At 29.7% G+C, this 19,915-nt stretch carries 19 protein-coding genes; 17 read left to right on the forward strand and 2 right to left on the reverse strand.

Annotated features, from left to right (window positions below; genetic code table 11):
* Positions 1 to 20 precede the first annotated feature (20 nt).
* From ACVHXK_RS00155 to glpK, 3 genes are read left to right on the forward strand one after another with little or no spacing between them, the layout of a single operon-like run.
* Positions 21 to 725: an MIP/aquaporin family protein gene (locus ACVHXK_RS00155; RefSeq protein WP_461204309.1), complete on the forward strand. Its 705-nt coding sequence runs from the start codon at positions 21 to 23 to the stop codon at positions 723 to 725.
* Positions 726 to 775: 50 nt separating this feature from the next.
* A complete protein-coding gene (locus ACVHXK_RS00160; RefSeq protein WP_461204310.1) occupies positions 776 to 1,363 on the forward strand; it encodes a glycerol-3-phosphate responsive antiterminator in 588 nt (195 codons plus the stop codon).
* 11 nt (positions 1,364 to 1,374) lie between these two features.
* On the forward strand, positions 1,375 to 2,865 hold the full coding sequence (glpK, locus tag ACVHXK_RS00165; RefSeq protein ID WP_461204311.1) for a glycerol kinase GlpK: 1,491 nt from the start codon (positions 1,375 to 1,377) through the stop codon (positions 2,863 to 2,865).
* A 42-nt stretch (positions 2,866 to 2,907) separates the two neighbouring features.
* Here the strand turns inward: glpK and ACVHXK_RS00170 are convergent, their stop codons facing one another.
* A complete protein-coding gene (locus ACVHXK_RS00170; protein ID WP_461204312.1) occupies positions 2,908 to 3,327 on the reverse strand; it encodes a hypothetical protein in 420 nt (139 codons plus the stop codon).
* Positions 3,328 to 3,571: 244 nt separating this feature from the next.
* Between ACVHXK_RS00170 and deoC the strand changes: the two genes are divergently transcribed.
* Entirely contained in the window at positions 3,572 to 4,249 is a 678-nt protein-coding gene (deoC, locus tag ACVHXK_RS00175) for a deoxyribose-phosphate aldolase (protein WP_461204313.1), read from the forward strand.
* 109 nt (positions 4,250 to 4,358) lie between these two features.
* Positions 4,359 to 6,644 carry an AAA family ATPase gene (locus tag ACVHXK_RS00180; protein ID WP_461204314.1) on the forward strand — a complete coding sequence of 762 codons (2,286 nt, stop codon included), beginning with the start codon at positions 4,359 to 4,361 and terminating at the stop codon, positions 6,642 to 6,644.
* Positions 6,645 to 6,675: 31 nt separating this feature from the next.
* On the opposite strand, the gene ychF is transcribed toward ACVHXK_RS00180, so the two are convergent.
* On the reverse strand, positions 6,676 to 7,773 hold the full coding sequence (gene ychF, locus ACVHXK_RS00185) for a redox-regulated ATPase YchF (protein WP_461204315.1): 1,098 nt from the start codon (positions 7,771 to 7,773) through the stop codon (positions 6,676 to 6,678).
* A gap of 292 nt (positions 7,774 to 8,065) precedes the next feature.
* Here ychF and mraZ point away from each other — a divergent pair, with 292 nt between their 5' ends.
* The 12 genes from mraZ to ACVHXK_RS00245 all read left to right on the forward strand — a co-directional run bounded on the left by mraZ (position 8,066) and on the right by ACVHXK_RS00245 (position 19,913).
* On the forward strand, positions 8,066 to 8,494 hold the full coding sequence (gene mraZ, locus ACVHXK_RS00190) for a division/cell wall cluster transcriptional repressor MraZ (RefSeq protein ID WP_461204316.1): 429 nt from the start codon (positions 8,066 to 8,068) through the stop codon (positions 8,492 to 8,494).
* A gap of 10 nt (positions 8,495 to 8,504) precedes the next feature.
* The gene (gene rsmH / locus ACVHXK_RS00195; protein ID WP_461204317.1) at positions 8,505 to 9,443 is read left to right on the forward strand and encodes a 16S rRNA (cytosine(1402)-N(4))-methyltransferase RsmH; all 939 of its coding nucleotides are present in this window, start codon (positions 8,505 to 8,507) and stop codon (positions 9,441 to 9,443) included.
* A 22-nt stretch (positions 9,444 to 9,465) separates the two neighbouring features.
* A complete protein-coding gene (locus tag ACVHXK_RS00200) occupies positions 9,466 to 9,918 on the forward strand; it encodes a septum formation initiator family protein (protein WP_461204318.1) in 453 nt (150 codons plus the stop codon).
* A 62-nt stretch (positions 9,919 to 9,980) separates the two neighbouring features.
* The gene (locus ACVHXK_RS00205; protein ID WP_461204319.1) at positions 9,981 to 12,176 is read left to right on the forward strand and encodes a stage V sporulation protein D; all 2,196 of its coding nucleotides are present in this window, start codon (positions 9,981 to 9,983) and stop codon (positions 12,174 to 12,176) included.
* A gap of 77 nt (positions 12,177 to 12,253) precedes the next feature.
* Positions 12,254 to 13,717: a UDP-N-acetylmuramoyl-L-alanyl-D-glutamate--2,6-diaminopimelate ligase gene (locus ACVHXK_RS00210; protein ID WP_461204320.1), complete on the forward strand. Its 1,464-nt coding sequence runs from the start codon at positions 12,254 to 12,256 to the stop codon at positions 13,715 to 13,717.
* 2 nt (positions 13,718 to 13,719) lie between these two features.
* Positions 13,720 to 15,090, forward strand: a complete 1,371-nt coding sequence (locus tag ACVHXK_RS00215; RefSeq protein WP_461204321.1) for a UDP-N-acetylmuramoyl-tripeptide--D-alanyl-D-alanine ligase — start codon at positions 13,720 to 13,722, stop codon at positions 15,088 to 15,090.
* 12 nt (positions 15,091 to 15,102) lie between these two features.
* On the forward strand, positions 15,103 to 16,059 hold the full coding sequence (mraY, locus tag ACVHXK_RS00220) for a phospho-N-acetylmuramoyl-pentapeptide-transferase (RefSeq protein WP_461204322.1): 957 nt from the start codon (positions 15,103 to 15,105) through the stop codon (positions 16,057 to 16,059).
* A 27-nt stretch (positions 16,060 to 16,086) separates the two neighbouring features.
* Positions 16,087 to 17,199 carry a putative lipid II flippase FtsW gene (gene ftsW, locus ACVHXK_RS00225; protein WP_461204323.1) on the forward strand — a complete coding sequence of 371 codons (1,113 nt, stop codon included), beginning with the start codon at positions 16,087 to 16,089 and terminating at the stop codon, positions 17,197 to 17,199.
* A gap of 238 nt (positions 17,200 to 17,437) precedes the next feature.
* On the forward strand, positions 17,438 to 18,082 hold the full coding sequence (locus tag ACVHXK_RS00230; RefSeq protein ID WP_461204324.1) for a cell division protein FtsQ/DivIB: 645 nt from the start codon (positions 17,438 to 17,440) through the stop codon (positions 18,080 to 18,082).
* A gap of 9 nt (positions 18,083 to 18,091) precedes the next feature.
* Positions 18,092 to 18,808 (forward strand): DUF881 domain-containing protein, encoded by a 717-nt coding sequence (locus ACVHXK_RS00235; RefSeq protein ID WP_461204325.1) that lies wholly within the window; start codon positions 18,092 to 18,094, stop codon positions 18,806 to 18,808.
* Between the two features lie 10 nt (positions 18,809 to 18,818).
* Positions 18,819 to 19,166 (forward strand): small basic family protein, encoded by a 348-nt coding sequence (locus ACVHXK_RS00240; RefSeq protein ID WP_461204326.1) that lies wholly within the window; start codon positions 18,819 to 18,821, stop codon positions 19,164 to 19,166.
* A gap of 12 nt (positions 19,167 to 19,178) precedes the next feature.
* On the forward strand, positions 19,179 to 19,913 hold the full coding sequence (locus ACVHXK_RS00245; protein ID WP_461204327.1) for a DUF881 domain-containing protein: 735 nt from the start codon (positions 19,179 to 19,181) through the stop codon (positions 19,911 to 19,913).
* Positions 19,914 to 19,915: the final 2 nt, after the last annotated feature.

The following is a 19,915-nucleotide window of genomic DNA, read 5'->3' on the forward strand; positions in this document are numbered from 1 at the left end:
AATTTAGGGAGGAATAATAAATGTCAAATTTTACTGCTGAATTTTTAGGTACTTTGATACTTGTATGGTTAGGGGATGCTGTTGTTGCAAATGTATGTTTAAACAAAACGAAAGGTAATAATTCTGGATGGATAGTTATTGCTACTGCTTGGGGAATTGCTGTTGCTATACCTGTATTTATATTTGGAGGAATTAGTGGAGCTCATATTAATCCTGCAGTTACAATAGGATTAGCTGTAGTTGGAAAATTTGCATGGGCTGAAGTACCTAGTTACCTTGCAGCTCAGTTACTTGGTGGTATAGTTGGTGCAGTTTTAGTTTATTTAACTTACCTACCTCACTGGAAAGAAACAGAAGATAAAGCAACTAAATTAGGCGTATTTTCAACTGGTCCAGCTATAAGAAACTTGCCTGCTAACTTTTTATGTGAAGTGTTAGCAACAATGATGTTATTATTTGGATTACAAGGTTTAGGTCAAGCTGAAATGGCAGCAGGTATAAGTGCATTAGCAGTTGGTTTGCTTATTTTTGTATTGGGTTTATCTCTTGGAGGACCAACTGGGTATTCTCTAAATCCTGCTAGGGACTTAGGACCTAGAATAGCACATGCTATACTTCCTATACCAGGAAAAGGAGATTCTGATTGGGGTTATTCATGGGTTCCAGTAGTAGGACCTATTGTTGGTGGTATATTAGGATGTATATTGGCTGTTATTGTATTTTAATTAATGGGTAGATAAAGTTTTTATTTTAATGTAAATTATGGGAGAAGTTGATGAGAACAAAGCAAAATAATGATGTAAATAGGAAATTATTTGTAGAGAATCCTGTAATAGCAGCTATTAGAAATAATGATGACTTGAAAAAAGTTATTGAAACAGATATAAATATAGTTTTTGTTTTGTATGGAAATATTATGGAGTTAAAAGGTGTATGTACACTTCTTAAAAGAAGGCACAAAAAGGTATTCATTCATATTGATTTAATTGAAGGCCTAAAAGCAGATGAAGTTGGAATAAGATTTATTAAGACATATATAAAACCGGATGGTATAATAACAACAAAGGCTAGAAAAATTAGGTATGCTAAGAGTCAAAAACTATTCACAATACAAAGAATATTTATAGTGGATTCACTTTCGATAAAAACTGGTGTTCATAGTATTATAGAAGATTCACCAGATGCTATAGAAGTTTTACCAGGAATAGCTAGTATAATAATTGAAGAACTAGAGAAAAAAATCCATATCCCAATTATAGCTGGTGGATTTATAAAAACAAAAGAAGATGTTTTAGATTCGATATACGCAGGAGCTATTTCTGTTTCAACTACAAAAAGAGATTTATGGAATACAAAATATTAGGGGGTAATTATATGGCAAAGTATGTTATGGCGTTAGATCAAGGAACTACTAGTTCAAGGTGTATTTTATTTGATAAGGGAGGACAAATCAAATCATCTGCACAAAAAGAATTCACGCAAATTTATCCTAAAGCTGGATGGGTAGAACATGATCCTATGGAAATATGGGAAACTCAATTAGAAGTAGCAAGAGAGGCTCTAAAGAAAGTTGAAGCTACAGCTGAAGATATTGCGGCAATAGGAATCACAAATCAGAGAGAGACTACTGTCGTATGGAATAAAAATACTGGAAAACCTGTTTATAATGCTATTGTATGGCAATGTAGAAGAACAGCTGATTTCTGTGGAGAATTAAAAGACAAATTTTTAGCTGAACCGATTCGTAAGAAAACTGGTTTGATTTTAGACGCGTATTTTTCTGGTACAAAAATAAATTGGATACTTGAAAATGTTGAAGGAGCAAGAAGTGAAGCTGAAAAAGGTAATTTACTATTTGGTAATATAGATACATGGTTAATATGGAATTTAACTGGTGGTAAAGTACATGTAACCGATTATACAAATGCTTCAAGAACTATGATATATAATATACATGATTTAAAATGGGATGCTGAACTTTTACAAGAATTAAAAATTCCTTCTTCAATGCTACCAGAGGTTAAACCATCAAGTTATGTATATGGTGAAACAATTAAAGAAATTTTTGGAGCACCGATTAAAATTTCAGGTGATGCTGGGGATCAACAAGCGGCTCTATTCGGTCAAGCTTGTTTTAAACCAGGTATGGCTAAGAATACTTATGGAACAGGATGCTTCTTGTTAATGAATACAGGGAATAAAGCAGTGGATTCTAAAAACGGCTTATTAACTACAATGGCTGCAAGCACAAATGAAAAACCAGAGTATGCATTAGAAGGAAGTATATTTATTGGTGGAGCAGTTATTCAATGGTTAAGAGACGAATTGAAAATGATAGATAGTGCACCTGAATCTGAAAAGTATTGTGAAGCAGTTGAAGATACTAATGGTGTATATCTTGTTCCGGCCTTTGTTGGTTTAGGAGCACCATATTGGGATTCTTATGCTAGAGGAACTATGGTAGGCTTAACTAGAGGTGCAAAGAAAGAGCATATTATAAGAGCAGCTGTAGAGTCTATGGCATATCAAACTTTTGATGTATTGAGGGCGATGTCAGAGGATTCTGGTATTGAATTAGATACATTAAAAGTAGATGGTGGTGCTACTGCTAATAATTTCTTGATGCAATTCCAATCAAATATATTAGAAAAAGCAGTTCAAAGACCAGAGGTAATTGAAACAACAGCTTTAGGTGCAGCGTATTTGGCAGGTTTAGCAGTTGGGTATTGGGAAAGCAAAGAAGACGTTGTTAATAACTGGGCTATTGATAGAACTTTTACTTCTGAAATAGAAGTAGAAAAAAGGGATGAACTAGTAAAAGAATGGCATAAAGCTGTAAACAGGTCTTTAGGATGGTTAAAATAATTTATTAGATAGAAAAGGAAGCTATATTAGCTTCCTTTTTATCTATCTGTTTTTATATTTAACCTTTGTTGCTTCTTTGATTTTTTTCATATCTTGACCTTCAACAGGAACAAGTTGTTGTTTATTAGTCATATTTATTATGTTTAAGATTTGAATTTGTTCTCTGTTATCTTTGCCTTTTTTCCCTTTTAATCCTTGAATCATTAATGAGTGTCCTTGTGATATGTTTATGAAATTAGGTTTTTTAAACCATCTGTTTTTATTGTAATAAGTTTTTACAATATTCTTACTTCTATCAGGTTTTACTATTATAGTGACCATTATTTTGTTAAAGATCCAAAGTATAGCTTTTCTTTCTACTTTAATATTTAAAACTTTACCCTGTGTTTGAGTAAGCCTATCACCATACTTTTTGATATAATTATTAGTATAACTTTGTGCAATTCTATCTCTAAAGCCCATTATATTAACTCCTTTTCTACTTAAATATTTTAGGATATCAAAGTGAATTATATCATAGTATGAGGATTTTTGAAATACTAAAAGCATTATTAATAATAATTTGTTTTTATTTATAAGAAATATTTCGGAAATATTACATTGGAATACTTTTTTAGAGGTCTTTAAATAATTTAATACTTGTTTGAAATTAAGAGTTAGTATAGAATACTATTGTGTAAATAAAGAAATATTCGGAGGGATAAATATGAGAAAAGAAAATTTAGCTAGAATGATAGACCATACAATTTTAAAGCCAGATACTCAATTGGAACAAGTAAAAAAAGTTTGCAAAGAAGCTTTAGAATATAATTTTGCTTCTGTTTGCATAAATTCTAGTTTTGTAAAATTAGTTGCAGATGAACTAAAGGGAAGTGAAGTCAAAGTATGTACTGTTATTGGTTTTCCACTTGGAGCAGCAACTACAAATGTTAAAGAAGTTGAAACAATTGAAGCTATTGAAAATGGGGCACAAGAAGTAGATATGGTTATTAATATAGGTAGAATGAAAGATGGAGATTATGAATATGTATTAAAAGATATTAAGGCCGTTGTAGAAGCAGCAAAGGGAAAAGCGCTTACAAAGGTTATAATTGAAACCTGTCTTTTAACTAATGAAGAAAAGAAAAAAGCTTGTGAAATTTCAAAAGAAGCGGGAGCTGATTTTGTAAAGACATCGACTGGCTTTTCTACAGGAGGAGCAACTCCTGAAGATATTAAATTAATGAGAGAAACAGTAGGAAATGAAATGGGGGTTAAAGCATCAGGTGGTGTTAGAAAACTTGAAGATGCTTTAATTATGATTAAAAATGGAGCAACAAGGATAGGAGCTTCTTCTTCCGTAGAAATTATTAATGGATTAGAGGTTGAAAAAGGTAATTATTAGTAAAGTTAGCTGTTGACTTAATGTCAACAGCTTTTGTTTTATAAAGAAATTGTTCCTATTTTTCAGATAATAGAATATTAATATAATAAAGAGAAAGGGGGGCAATTAATTGAAGCGAGTTTTAAAATCTAAGGAAATAATATATAATATAAATTTTGATAGTATTACGAAGGAAAATGATAAAGTAGAGTTTGAAGATGAAATTTTTGAAAATATAGATGTTGCTTTTGGTATTAATCAAAAGGGTTTTAATATATATTTAATCGATAATTGCTATAATTATCGATTAAAAAATCTTATGAAATATATAGAAAATTTATTACAAGGGAAAAGTATTCCAGGCGATATATGTTATGTAATTAAAGAAAAAAAAGATGAAGGAGAAGTTTTATATTTAAAAAGTGGGAATGGTAAAAAAATTGAAAACTATCTGAGGAGTATTAAGGAGGAGTATTATGAAATAATAAATAAATTTTATAATGATACAGATTTGAATGAAAAAGAAGAGTTAATTGATGAAATTCAGAAAAAAAGAAATGATCTAATTGACAAACTTTTGAAAAAAGCTGAGAAGAAAAATCTCCAAATTAAAACTTCTTATAGTGGTTATTCATTTATTCCTATTAAGGATAAAGTTCCGATTCCAGAAGATGAATTTGATTTGTTAGATTCAACTAAAAAAGATGATATCATGAAAAATGTGACTGAATTAAAAAAAGAAGCAAAAGAAATCATAAGAGATTTGAAGGACATAGAATTATATCAAGTAAAGGAATTAAAAGAATTATTTAATCTTTATTTATCTAATGAAACAAAAAAAATGAAATCTGATTATAGAAATGAATTGAAGGAAGATATTAATGCAATAGCATTTTTAGAATATATTTGCCAGTCTATAGAAGAAAAAGTAATTAAAGAATATACAGCAAGTTTTGATGATGATGATAATATAATAAAAGAAATAATTTTAGGATATGACATAAATGTTTTATTTGATTCTTCAGAGTTTGATCATCCTAAAGTGATTTATGAAGATGACCCTAATATAAATAATTTATTTGGTAATATAGAATATAAAAACGATAATGGGAATTATACTTCAGATTTATCAAATGTTAAAAGTGGCTCTCTTATTCAAGCTAATGGAGGATGTTTGATTTTAAATGCTGAAAAACTTTTACAAGATTATAAGGCATATTATTATTTAAAAAAATTCTTAAATACAAATGAATTAAAAATTAATCAAAATAAGAACTATCTTGATCTTTTGAGTGTAAGTGCTATTAAACTTCAAGATATTAAACTTGATACAAAAATATTTCTAATAGGAAGTTATGAAATTTTTGACATTTTATTTAATAGTGATGAGGAATTTAAAAATCTCTTTAAATGTTGTATACAGTATAACCCGGTTGTTGATATTGATGAGAACACTAAGCGAAAATTTAAGGATATGGTTTATAGTTTGATTGAGGAAAATAATTATTTAAATATTAGCGATAGAGCGATTAAAGAACTAGCGAAATATTTTTCAAGAAAAGCAGAAAGTAGTAGTAAATTATATTTGGATGCAAATTTGATTAATGATATTTTAGTATATTCTAATCGAAATGCAATTAAACATAATAATAAAATGATTGAAAGTGAAGATTTTTTCTTTCCTTATCAAAATATGAATTTATTCGAAAAAGAATTCGAAAAATATTTTAAAGAGAATAAAATAAATATTTGTTTAAATAAATCTTTTGTCGGGCAGGTTAATGGTTTATCTGTAATAGACTTAAACTATTATTCTTTTGGGAAACCGTTTAAAGTTACGTGTGCATGCTACAAAGGTGATGGAGAAATAATTGATGTTCAAAGTGAAAGTAACCTAAGTGGTAAGATTCATAAAAAATCTGTTAATATATTAAGAGGATTAATAAACGAATTTGTTGGTGGTTACGGTAAATTACCAATTAATTTTAATATCAGTTTTGAACAAACTTATGGGCTAGTGGATGGAGATAGTGCATCAGTTGCAGAATTTATTTCTATGATTTCTTCAATTAGTAGAATTCCTGTTAAACAAAGCATTGCAGTAACAGGTTCTATTAACCAGTTTGGAGATATTCAATCTATAGGTGGAATTAATGATAAAATCGAAGGCTTTTTTAAAGTCTGTGATTATATTAGTACCCATACAGGTAAAGCAGTGTTGATGCCAAATAGCAATAGGGATAATTTAGTTTTGGATAGCGAAATAGAAGCAGCAATAAAAAAAGGCGAATTTAATATTTACGTGATGGATAATATTAAAGATGCTATAGAAATCTTAATGGGTGATTATGATTTGGTTATGAAAAAAGTAAGAAGTGAGCTTGAAAAATATAAAGAATCAAATAGAAAAGAATAGAAGCTTAAAAAGCTTCTATTCTTTTGAAATATTAAACGTTAAATCTAAAATGAACAACATCACCATCTTGCATTATATATTCTTTTCCTTCTAATCTATAAAAACCTTTTTCTCTTGCAGTAACTTCAGAACCACAACTAATTAATTTATCATAAGAAACGATTTCTGCCCTAATAAATCCTCTTTCAATATCTGTATGTATTTTACCGGCAGCAGCAGGTGCTTTAGTTCCTATATTAATAGTCCAAGCTCTTACTTCGTCTTTGCCGGCAGTTAAAAAGCTCATTAAACCTAAAAGACTATAGCTAGCTTTAATAAGAAGATTTAGGCCAGGCTGTTTTATACCGTATTCATTTAGTAATTCTTCTTTTTCATCTTCTTCTAATGCTGATAATTCTTCTTCGATTCTTGCACAAATAGTTATTACTTCTGAGTTTTCACTTTCTGCATGTTTTTTTACAATTTTAACATATTCGTTCTCAGAATTACCATCCATTAAATCTTCTTCTGAAAGGTTTGCAACATATAACACGGGCTTTGAAGTAATTAAGAATAAAGTTTTAATAAATACGTTTTCTTCAGTAGCTACTTCTAGTGTTCTTGCAGGATTTTCGGATTCTAAATGCTCTTTTAATTTTTCCATAATGGACAGTTCGAACTTAGCATCTTTATTACCACTTCTAGCGAGTTTTACTGTTTTTTCCATTCTTCTTTCTAACACTTCTAAATCTGATAATATTAATTCTGTATTTATTGTTTCAATATCTCTAATAGGGTCAATGGAGCCTTCGACATGAACAATGTTATCGTCATCGAAACATCTAACTACATGTACTATAGATGCAACTTCTCTTATATGAGATAAGAATTTATTGCCTAAACCTTCGCCTTTACTTGCACCTTTTACAAGGCCAGCAATGTCACAAAATTCTACAGATGCATAAGTTTTTTTCTTAGGAGCGTACATTTCCTCTAATACTTCTAATCTTTCATCTGGAACATTTACTACTCCTATATTTGGTTCTATAGTACAAAAGGGGTAATTTGCAGATTCTGCTCCAGCTTTAGTTATTGCATTGAATAATGTGCTTTTACCAACATTAGGTAAACCAACGATACCTAGCTTCATATATTAACAGTCCTTTCTTTATCTCTTTCTAATTAAATATATTTTTTATAATCCACTAATAGATTATACTCTAGAGTTTATTGTATTTCAACAAGTAAAAGTAGAGTATTAGAGGATTCCACATCAATTATATATGTGTAAACCCAATGAATAAATCTTTATTTTAAATAATCCCTAAAAATTAAAAAATATTTATTTATAATAGAAGGAATTTTAAAACTTTTATAGAAGTAGTAACTAGTGGTTAAAAGTGGTTGAAAATGGAGTGAAATAGTATAATTGGGGTGTAAATATGTTTATTGGTGAATATTCTCATTCTCTTGATTCTAAAAATAGAATGATAATACCTTCAAAACTTAGAGAACAGCTTGATGGTAAATGTGTTGTGTCTAAGGGGCTTGATGGGTGTTTATATGTATTCCCTATAAAAGAATGGAAAATTTTAGAAGAAAAATTAAAAAAATTACCACTTACTAGCAAAGATGCCAGAGCATTTGTGAGATTTTTTTTCTCAGGTGCAAATGAAATAGATATCGATAAACAAGGAAGAACTCTTATACCACAAAATTTATTAGAATATGCATGTGTAAAAAAGGAAATAGTAAGTATAGGAGTAATGACAAGAATTGAAATATGGAGTAAGGAAAAATGGGAAGACTATAATAATTCAGACATCAATTTCGATGAAATTGGAGATAAAATGAGCGAATTAGGAATATAAGGGTGGTAATATGGAATTTAAACATGTATCAGTGCTGTTAGATGAAGTGATAGAAAGTTTGCAAATTAAAGAAGACGGGATTTATGTAGATTGTACATTAGGTGGGGCAGGACATTCAATAGAAATATTAAAGAGGTTGTCCACTAAAGGACGTCTTATAGGGATAGATCAAGATAATGATGCTTTGCGTTTTGCTAAAGAAAAGCTAGACTGTTTTGACAACGTTACTTATGTGCATGATAATTTTTATAATATTGATAGGATACTTTCAGAGCTTAATATCGAAAAAATAGATGGAATTCTTATGGATTTAGGTGTTTCTTCTTATCAATTAGACACGGCAGATAGAGGATTTAGTTATATGAAAGAGGCTTATCTTGACATGAGAATGAATAGAGATGATGCTCTTACTGCCTTTCAAGTTATTAATGAGTATTCTGAAAAAGAACTCATAAGAGTGATAAGAGATTATGGAGAAGAAAAATTTGCATCTAGGATTGTAAGGAATATTTTAGAAACAAGAAAAGAAAAAAACATTGAGACTACAACTGAGTTAGTGAGTATTATTAAGGGTTCTATCCCAATGAAGTTTCAAAATTCAGGGCATCCTGCGAAAAAAACTTTCCAAGCTATTCGAATTGAAGTGAATAATGAACTTGGTATACTAAAAAAAACTATTTTAGATGCTATTGAACGCTTAAATGTAGATGGGCGAATATCTATTATAACGTTTCATTCATTAGAAGATAGAATTGTCAAAAGAGCTTTTTCAGAATTAAAAGACCCTTGTACATGTCCTAAGGATTTCCCGTATTGTGTATGTGGGAAGAAACCTAAAATTACTATTGTTACAAGAAAACCAATAGAACCTTCTGAGGAAGAAAAAGAGAGCAATCCAAGAAGTAAAAGTTCTAAGCTTAGAGTAGCTAAAAAAATAAGTTCTAATTAATAAATGAGGTGAATAGATTATTATGAGTAGAAATATGAGCTATGTTTATGGGAATACAGCACTAGATCCTAATACAGTTGAAAAACATATTGGGAAAAATAGACAGCATCAAGAATTTGAAGATTACAAGAAAAAACTCAATAAGCAAAAGAAAAAAGCTGAGTTAAATTTAAAAATGAAAGTTTTTTTAAGCGTTGTTTTGTCTTTTGTCATAGCTTTTAGTATAGTAAAAAGATATAGTGATATATTACAAATAGAAAGAGAAATTAAAATAGTAGAAAATCAGATTGCTGAAATGGATGCTGTTAATGAGGATTTAAGGATTGAATTGTTAAAATCAGACAATATAAGTTATATTGAAAGTATTTCAAAAGGTGAACTAGAAATGTTTCTACCAAGCTCACAAAATTGTGTGTCGGTTGATTTGGATAAAGATAATTTTACTGCTTATAATGGGGTGCAAGAAACTAAATAGAAATAAGTTCATAGTTTGTTGAAAAGGTAATTTAGAGGATAATAATTGGCGGGGGTAAAGATGTGGCTGTTAAAAAATATATAGATAAGGTTAAAATTAAGAAAAGGATGCTTGGTACTGCAGGCATACTTTTGTTTTTGTTTTTTGTTCTTGTTGTTAAGTTGTTTTACATAATGATAATTAAATCAAATGATTACAAGAGCATTGCAATAACTCAATGGGCTAATGATGTAACTATTGCACCTAGAAGAGGCGACATATTAGATAGAAATGGACAGGTTTTGGCTACTAGCGTAAATGTTTATAGAGCAGACTTAGATTTGAATGTATTAAGAATCACGCTTGAAAAAAATAACATATCAAATGAAGAATTTGCTAAAATGGCAAGTGATTGTGTCGATGTTACGGAGGAAAAGATATTGTCTATATTAGCACATACCGAATGGGGTGATGCTATTTTAGCAAGAAGGATTAATAAAGAAGGAGCAGATGAGCTTGAAGCTCTTAATCTGTATGGAATAAATATTTCGCCAGATGTAGAAAGAGTTTATCCTAATGGCGAATTAGATGGAGAACCTAATAATGGAGAATTTCTTTCACATGTGTTAGGGCATACAAATTCAGATGGAAGTGGCTTAGCAGGGGTTGAACTCCAATATAATACAGAATTATCAGGAGTTAATGGAGTAAAGATTTCTGAAATAAATGGGTATGAAGGATTATTCCCATCATATATTTCTGAATTTGTTGACCCAATTGAAGGCAAAGATGTAGTTTTGACAATAGACTCCACTCTACAGTTGATTTGTGAAAATGCAGCTGAACAAGCTATGATAGATAACAAAGCTAATGCAGTAACCATAATTATAAGTGATCCCAGTAATGGTGAGATTCTAGCGATGGTAAACGAACCGGATTACGATTTAAATGACCCGTGGGTAGAAGGGGAGAGTTATGAAGAGTTACAACAGAGTTGGAGAAATAGGGCTGTAAGTGATACCTATGAACCAGGTTCCATATTTAAAGTAGTAACAGCAACAGCTGCTATGGCAGAAAAAGTTATTGACGAAGATACATTCACTGTTATTTGTAATGGTAGTGTAACAATAGGTAAACGAATAATACATTGTTGGAAAACGACTGGTCATGGTACTCAATCCTTTGTTGATATTCTAAAAAATTCATGTAATGTTGGTTTTATGAAATTGGCAGAATTGTTGGGAGTAGACAAACTATATAAACATATTGATGCATTTGGATTAGGTCATAAAACTGGTATTGACTTACCAGGAGAAGCTGCTGGAATTATAAAATCTGCTGAGGATGTTACTGAAACAGATTTAGCAACAATATCTTTTGGGCAAACTAATACTTTAACACCAATACAATATGTTACTATAATGAATGCTATAGCTAATGGGGGGACTTATTATACGCCTCATGTTATGAAAGATATTACTCATTATGATGATGAAGGAGAATTAATCATTGATGAGCAGTATGAAGACGAGAATATTAGAGTTATTGAAGATAAAGAGGTTATGGACAGACTGAGAGGATATTTAGAAAAAGTTGTTTCAGAAGGCGGAGGCAAAAAAGCTTATGTTGAAAGTTATCACATTGGAGGAAAGACAGGTACTGCACAAAAAGTGGTAGATAGTGTTTATGCTGAAAAAAAGTATATTGCTTCTTTTGGTGGCATGGCACCTATACTTCCAGGGGAAACACCCAAAATCACAGTATTTATTTCAATAGACGAGCCAGACCCATCTAATTACTATGCAGGACAAATTGCAGCGCCAGTAGCAAAAGAAGTTTTTGTGAATGCTTTTAATTATTTAGATATAGCAAATGAAGAATATGGAGAAAAAGCATTATTAGAAGATGTTGTAGTTCCAGAGGTTAGAGGATTTAAAAAAGCTGAAGCAATTTCTTCTATTGAGGAGAGTAATTTAAGCTATAAAATTAGTGGTGAAGGTGATTATATAGTGAATATGATGCCAAAACCTGGATATACTTTAAAAGAGACTAGTGAAATAATTTTATATACTGGTAATGGATCCGTAGAAACCGAAGATGTAGTTATGCCTAATTTAATAGGACTAAACACAGAAAAAGCAGAGGATATTTTGAATAAGCTGGGTGTGGAAGTAACATTTTTAGGGGAAGGATTAGTTTCTGAACAAAGTATAAGCCCTGGACAAAGTGTTTTAAAAGGTCAAAAAGTAGTTTTGCAATTAGAAAACATACCAGATTAAAGAAAAAATTTGTTTCTAAAAATTTGTTTGATGGTATAATAATTCTAGTATTTAAATTTTGAGTATGAGGTGTAGTTATGGAACTTAAGAAAGTGCTTAATAAAGTAAAATATAGCATTTTAAATGGAGATATTAACAAAGAAATTGAAAAAATACAATATGATTCAAGAAAAGTTGGAAATGGCGATGTGTTTTTTTGTGTAGAAGGATATAAAGTTGATGGTCATGATTTTGCACAAAAGGCAATAGAAAAGGGTGCATCAGTAATTATTTGTAGTAAAAAAATCAAAACTGGTGATAACTTGCAAATAACCATATTACAAGTTGAAGATGTAAGGAAAGCATTAGCTATATCAGCGGCTAACTATTTTGATAATCCTTCACATAAAATAAAACTTATAGGTATTACAGGTACAAATGGGAAAACAACTTCTTCATTTATGCTAAAATCAGTTTTAAAGGCTGCTAAGAAGAAAACCGGTTTGATTGGGACTATTAATAACTATATTTTAGATGAGAAGATTAGTACTGAGAGAACAACGCCTGAATCTCTAGAACTTCAAGAACTTTTTTCGAAAATGGTATGTAAAGATGTGGAATATTGCATAATGGAAGTTTCATCGCATTCTTTATCTTTGGATAGGGTGTATAATGTTGATTTTGACTATTCATTATATACAAATTTGACTAGAGACCATTTGGATTTTCACAATACTTTTGAAGAATACTATAAGGCAAAATTGAAATTGTTCAAAAATGGTAAAAATAATATAGTTAATATAGATGATGAATACGGAAAGAGAATAATAGAAGATACTAATTCATCAAGCATTACTTATTCCATTTTAGTTAATGATGCAGATGTTGTTGCGTCAGGTATAATTACTCATTCAAGGGGAGTTCAATTTGATTTGAATTACAAAGGATTAAAAGAACAAATCCATTTGAATATACCAGGTAGATATAACGTGTATAATGCGCTTTGTGCAGCAGCAGTGTGCCTTAGAGAAAATATTGATGTTAAAATAATAAAAAAAGGATTAGAAAATGCTTTTGTCCCCGGTAGATGTGAACTTGTATCAAATAAATATAATTTGAATTTTGATATTATTATTGATTATGCGCATACTCCTGATGGGTTGGAAAATATTTTAAAAACAGCACAAGAATTTACTAAAGGTAGATTGATTAGTGTTTTTGGTTGTGGTGGGGATAGAGATAAAACTAAAAGACCTATCATGGGAAAAATTGGTTCGGAGCTATCTGATGTAGCTATTATCACATCAGATAATCCAAGAACAGAAGATCCAGAAGAAATTATTAAAGATATTATGGATGGAATTGAGAAAGATAATGACGATAATTTAATAGTTGTAGTAAATAGAAAAGACGCAATAAAAAAGGCGATACAGATAGCAGAAGAAAATGATGTGATTGTTATTGCTGGTAAGGGTCATGAAGATTACCAAATACTTAAAAATGAAGTTATTCATTTCGATGAAAGAGAAGTAATTGATGAAATAATTAGGGAGGTTTTCTAAGAATGGAAAAACTAACTTTTGATGAGATCCTTAAAGCTGTTAGTGGTAAAAGTTTAATTAATTCAGGGAATGAGTACTTTAATAGAGTTGAAACAGACACAAGAAAAAATTTAGAAGATTGTATATTTTTTGCATTAACTGGTGAAAATTTTAATGGGAACAAGTTTGTAGAAGAGGCAAGTAATAAAGGAGCATCTCTATGTATTGTTGATGAGGAGATATTTGATAAATGTAATTTAAAAAAGAAAACTTCAATAATATTAGTAAATGACACTAAAAAAGCTCTTTTAGAACTTGCAGAATATTATAGGAATAAACTAAAAATAAAGGTTGTTGGCATAACAGGATCTACAGGAAAGACATCAACGAAAGATATATTAGCAGCTATGTTAAGCAGCAAATACAAAGTATTTAAAACAAAAGGGAATTTCAATAATGAGATCGGGTTACCATTAATGATATTTAAATTGGATAATTCATACGATATTGCAGTATTAGAAATGGGCATGAGTAACTTAGGTGAAATAGATAGATTAGCTAAGACAGCGAAGCCGGATATGGCTATTATTACTAATATTGGAGATTCTCATTTGGAATTTTTAAAGACCAGAGAGAATATACTTAGAGCAAAGATGGAAATAACAAACTACTTTCATGCGAACAACTTGTTGATAGTTAATAGTGAAAATGATTTATTAAGGGAAATAAATAAAGGTGAACATAGGTTAATTAAGACAGGATATTCTAGTAATGAGGATTTTTATGCCAGTGATGTAGTATGTAGAAAAGATTCTATAGGATTTAATCTTTATAAAGAGGGTAAGTTCGAACAAGAATTTACTTTTGATTTAATTGGGAAGCATAATGTTCTAAATTCATTGCTTTGTATTGCATGTGCTGATGAATTAGGGATAAGTTTTGATGAAATGAAAAAGGGATTACGAAATATAGAAAGAACTTCTATGAGATTAGAAATAAAGAAAACGGATTACATTACTATAATAAATGATTGCTACAATGCAAGTCCAGATTCTATGAGAGCAGCTATTGATATTTTGAGTACATACGAAGGTAGAAAAATTGCAATTTTAGGAACGATGAAAGAATTAGGCGATAATTCATCAGAACTCCATAGGTCCATTGGAGAGTACGCCCTTTTAAATAATATAGACTTAATAGTAACAATTGGAGAATGTTCTGAAGATTATTGCAGAGGTTTTTCAGGGAGGGAAAGTTATCAATTTAAATCTGTTGAAAAAGCATTAATAAAATTACACAGCATTGTTGACAATAAAGATGTAGTTCTTATTAAAGCATCGAGATATATGAAATTTGAGCATATAGTTGAATTTCTATTAAAATACGAAGGTTAGAGGAGAAAACTAATGAGTTTAATGATATATTCAGTAATCGTAGCTTTTTTTATTTCACTTTTACTTGGGCCACTATTATTGCCAGCTTTACATAAATTAAAATTTGGACAGAATATAAGGGAAGAGGGTCCTAAAAGCCATCAGAAAAAATCAGGTACTCCTACTATTGGTGGGGTACTATTTATAATATCAACTATAATAACTATATTTATTGTTGATAGGAATATTAACTACAATGTTTTTATTATACTTTTTTCATTAATTGGATTTGGATTAATTGGATTTTTGGATGATTTTTTAAATATTAAGAAGAAGACAAGTGAAGGATTAACACCTAAAAAAAAGATGCTTTTACTTTTGATTGTTTCTTTTATAATAGCAATACTAGCCTATAAAAATAATGATATTGGAAGTATGATTTTTATACCATTTTTGAAAATTGAAGTGAATATAGGATTAGTATATATACCATTTATTGTTTTTTACTTTGCAGCTATAACTAATGCAGTGAATCTTACAGATGGCTTAGATGGTTTATGTACAACAGTTACTATTTTAGTTGCTACATTTTTTGCTTCTTTAAGCTTTATATTAGGCTATTATCATGTATCAATTGTTGCAGCGGCACTTGCAGGAGCTTTGCTTGGATTTTTACAATTCAATGCTTTCCCAGCTAGAGTTTTCATGGGAGATACTGGATCGCTAGCCTTAGGGGGAGCTATAGGAGCAATTGCTCTGGTTATGAAACTACCTCTTATTATAATACTGGTAGGTGGAATATATTTAGCTGAAACTATGTCAGTAATAATTCAAGTTGCATATTTTAAAAAAACAGGTAAAAGAATATTTAAAATGAGTCCACTTCATCATCATTTTGAATTATGTGGTTGGCATGAAACACGAGTAGTAGCTGTTTTCTCCATAGTGACAGTAATACTTTGCTTATTAGGATTTCTATCAGTTTTATAATATTGAATGATTTTCAGGAGGAGTTTTATGTATAAGGTAGCAAATAAAAAATCTGGAGAAGTAGATTTTTGGTTGTTTATGACAATCTTGCTCTTAGTATCTATAGGGGTAATAATGGTGTTTAGTGCAAGTTATCCATCGAGTCTAAAAAATGGTGATGGAATGTACTACTTAAAAAAACAAGGTATGTGGTGGGCGTTAGGCTTAACGGCTATGATAATAATACAAAATATTGATTATCATAAGTATAAAAAATATACAAAGTTTATAATGATAGGTACTGTTATTTTACTGCTTGCAGTTTTTTTACCAATATTTAAACCAGTTAATGGTGCTAGAAGATGGATATCATTTCTAGGATTTTCTTTGCAGCCTTCTGAACTTGCAAAATATGTTGTTATTCTCTTTATGGCACAAAGTATAGAGAATAAAGGAAATAAGATGAAGAACTTTTGGCAAGGAGTAGTACCATTTTTATTGGTATCTGGATTTTTTGCAGCTTTAGTTTTGGCGGAGAAGAATTTAAGTATTGCTTCTGTGATAATGATAGTAACTTTATTAGTGCTATTTACAGCGGGATGTGATATAAAACATATTTTTTTAGTAGTGGCATTAGTATTTGCACTTGGTGTAGTAGGTATACTTATTGAACCGTTTAGATTAGATAGAATAAGTAGTTTCTTGGATCCATGGGCAGACCCCCAAGGAGATAGTTATCAATTGATACAATCTTTACTAGCATTAGGTGCAGGAGGAATTTCAGGAGTTGGATTAGGTTTATCAAGACAAACTACATATACATTACTACCTGAACCTCACAATGATTTTATTTTTGCAGTTATTGGTGAAGAAACTGGCCTTGTAGGCTGTTTATTTATAATTGGTTTGTTTATATTTTTTGTATTTAGAGGGTTAAGAATTGCTAGCAAAGCTCCAGATATTTATGGTACCATGCTTTCAGTTGGTATAACAGGTATAATTGCTATACAAGCACTTATAAATATTGCCGTTGTTACTGGTACTATGCCTGTTACAGGTGTTCCACTTCCTTTTATTAGTTATGGAGGTTCATCTTTGGTCGTAAATATGGCAGCAATGGGAATTTTATTAAATATATCACGACATATAAAAAAAATTTAAAGCCCAAAAGGGCTTTTTATTGTTTGCAAAATATGATTAACAAAGGGTAAAAATTTTTATTTAATATTTATTATTATTACATTATGTGGTATTATATAAATGGAAATTCATATGAAAGGCTAATACGATGATATATAATCAGAAGCAAAATAACAATCAAATTAAGAAACATAAAAAGAAAAAATATTTATTGCCTCTTTTGTTTTTATTTGCATTATTAGTATTAGTGGGGATAAATTTGCCTATTTTTAAAATTAAAAATATAGTTATTAATGATAATATGACTATTAAGGAAGAATATATACAATCAGAACTTAAAGAGGTTTATGGGACAAACATTTTTTTTGTTAGGAAAAAAAATATAGAAAATGAATTAGTTAAATTGAGCGAAATTTCTCAAGTTGATGTAAAAAAAGTATTTCCTGACACACTGATAATTGATACACTTGAAAAAAACCATATGTTTTATATAAAAAGTGGCCTCAACTTTTTTTTAATAGACGAGACAGGATTTATATTTGATGTAAAAGATAATCTGGATGATAATGATATAATATTACTAGAAGGAATAAATATAAATGGACTAGAAGTTAATACTTATGTAACTGAAGACAATAGACAACAAAAGTTAATTAAGGACCTTACGGACCTTTTTATTTATTTGGATAGTAGTTTAGATAAGCCTGATATCGTAAATATTGAATCTTTAATTGATATAAAGATCTCCTATAATAATATGTGTATTATTATAGGAGATTCTGAGAATTTGAAAGATAAAGTAAATAAAGGTATAAATATTTTGAATAATAATAATTTATATGATAAAAAAGGGTATATTGATGTAAGTTACACTGGAAACCCGGTTTTTAAGATAGAAAAATAGGAGGACATAATGAAAAAAGTAAGCGAAAAAATTGCAATTGGTGTTGTTTCAATATCGTTAGGTTTTATGATTACTTATCAGATAAAAGCAATTGCGAAGCAAAATAATTTAACAGATACAGCTGATGTTGCGAAAATAACTCTTGAGGTTGAGCAATTGAATAAGCAGAAAGAAGAAATGGAAGAAAAGATAAATGAACTGCAAGGACAAGTCAAAAATTATGAAACTTCTGCTGCTAGTAATGATACTATGACAAAAGCAATAGTAAATGAGCTAGAGAACACTAGAATGTTAACAGGTAAAACTGATGTAATAGGATCTGGAACAATAATAACAATTACACCAACAAATGATATTTTTGCAGAACCAGGGGCTGTTTCATCATCTATTAATGTTTTGGATTTGATAAGTCTTATAAATGAATTGAATTATGCTGGTGCCGAAGCTATTAGTGTAAATGATGTTAGAATTACTGCAAGGACTGGAATTAATAATGCGGGTGACATAATTATTATTAATGATGTGAGAATTTCACCAAATAATGAAGTTGTTATAAAAGCAATTGGAAATAAAAAGAATTTAAAGGGAACATTAGATTTCCCAGGGGTTATAGATGGACGTTTTGGCAATAGCAATATTAAAATAGAGTATGCTGATGATGTTAAAATATTAAAGTATGCTTTAGAATTGGATTTCAAATATGCAGAAACAATAAATAATGACTAGAGGTGTTTAAATGTTTATACTAGTAGGATTATTAATAGGAGTACTAATTGGATTGTTTGGTAATATAAGCATACCGCTTATGTTTTCATCTTACTTATCTGTTGCAATATTAGCTTCGATGGACTCAGTTTTTGGAGGTTTGAGGGCTTTGATAGAAGAGAAATTTAGAAGTGATATTTTTATATCAGGTTTTTTTGGAAATGCAATACTTGCTGTCGGACTTACATATTTAGGGGATAAACTTGATATGCCAATTTATATTGCAGCAGTAATAGTATTCGGTAGTAGGATATTTAATAATTTTTCATCCATTAGGAGATCGTTAATTGAAAAAATTGAAAAAAGTAAATTGCATTAATGAGGTGACTAAATGAAAAAAAATGGAGCAACTATATATATATTCGTTGCATCAATATTATTTGGTATTTTAATATCCTCAAATATAAATACTAATAAAGAAGGAGATTCAAAATTATATTTAAGCCCTACTGAGTATTTACAAGCTTATAATGATAGATTGATCTTATATAAAGAAACAAGCGTTTTAAAGAATGACATAAAATATCTAGAAGAAAAGTTAGAAAAATATTCCGAGTATACAAGTGATTTTAATCAAGTTACTGAAGAAATGAAAAATGAATTAGTAATTAACAATTTAATTTTAGGAAAAGAAGATGTTGAGGGGCCAGGGTTAGTAATCACACTTGAGGACGGTGTACAAGTTTACAATAATATTCAAAATACATCGGAAGCATGGTCGAGGTTAATACATGACTTTGATTTGCGAAGTTTAGTAAATGATATTAAAAATTCTGGTGCAGAAGTTATTTCAATCAATGGACAAAGAATAATTGAGACATCTACAATTCTTTGCGATGGACCGCTAATAAAAGTAAATGGGATAAAAATAGCTAGTCCTTTTATAATTGAAGTTATTGGAAATCAAGGTGAGTTATATAATGGAATTCTTGAAGATGATAAAAGATTAACTTTTTTAAGATTAAGAGGAATTAAAATTTCGGTAGATAAATCTAATGATATAAAAATATTTTCATATAGTGGAAATAGATATATTGAATATATGTCTATACCTAAGGAAAATTAAAG

It is taken from the genome of Clostridium sp. DL1XJH146 (assembly GCF_054819755.1).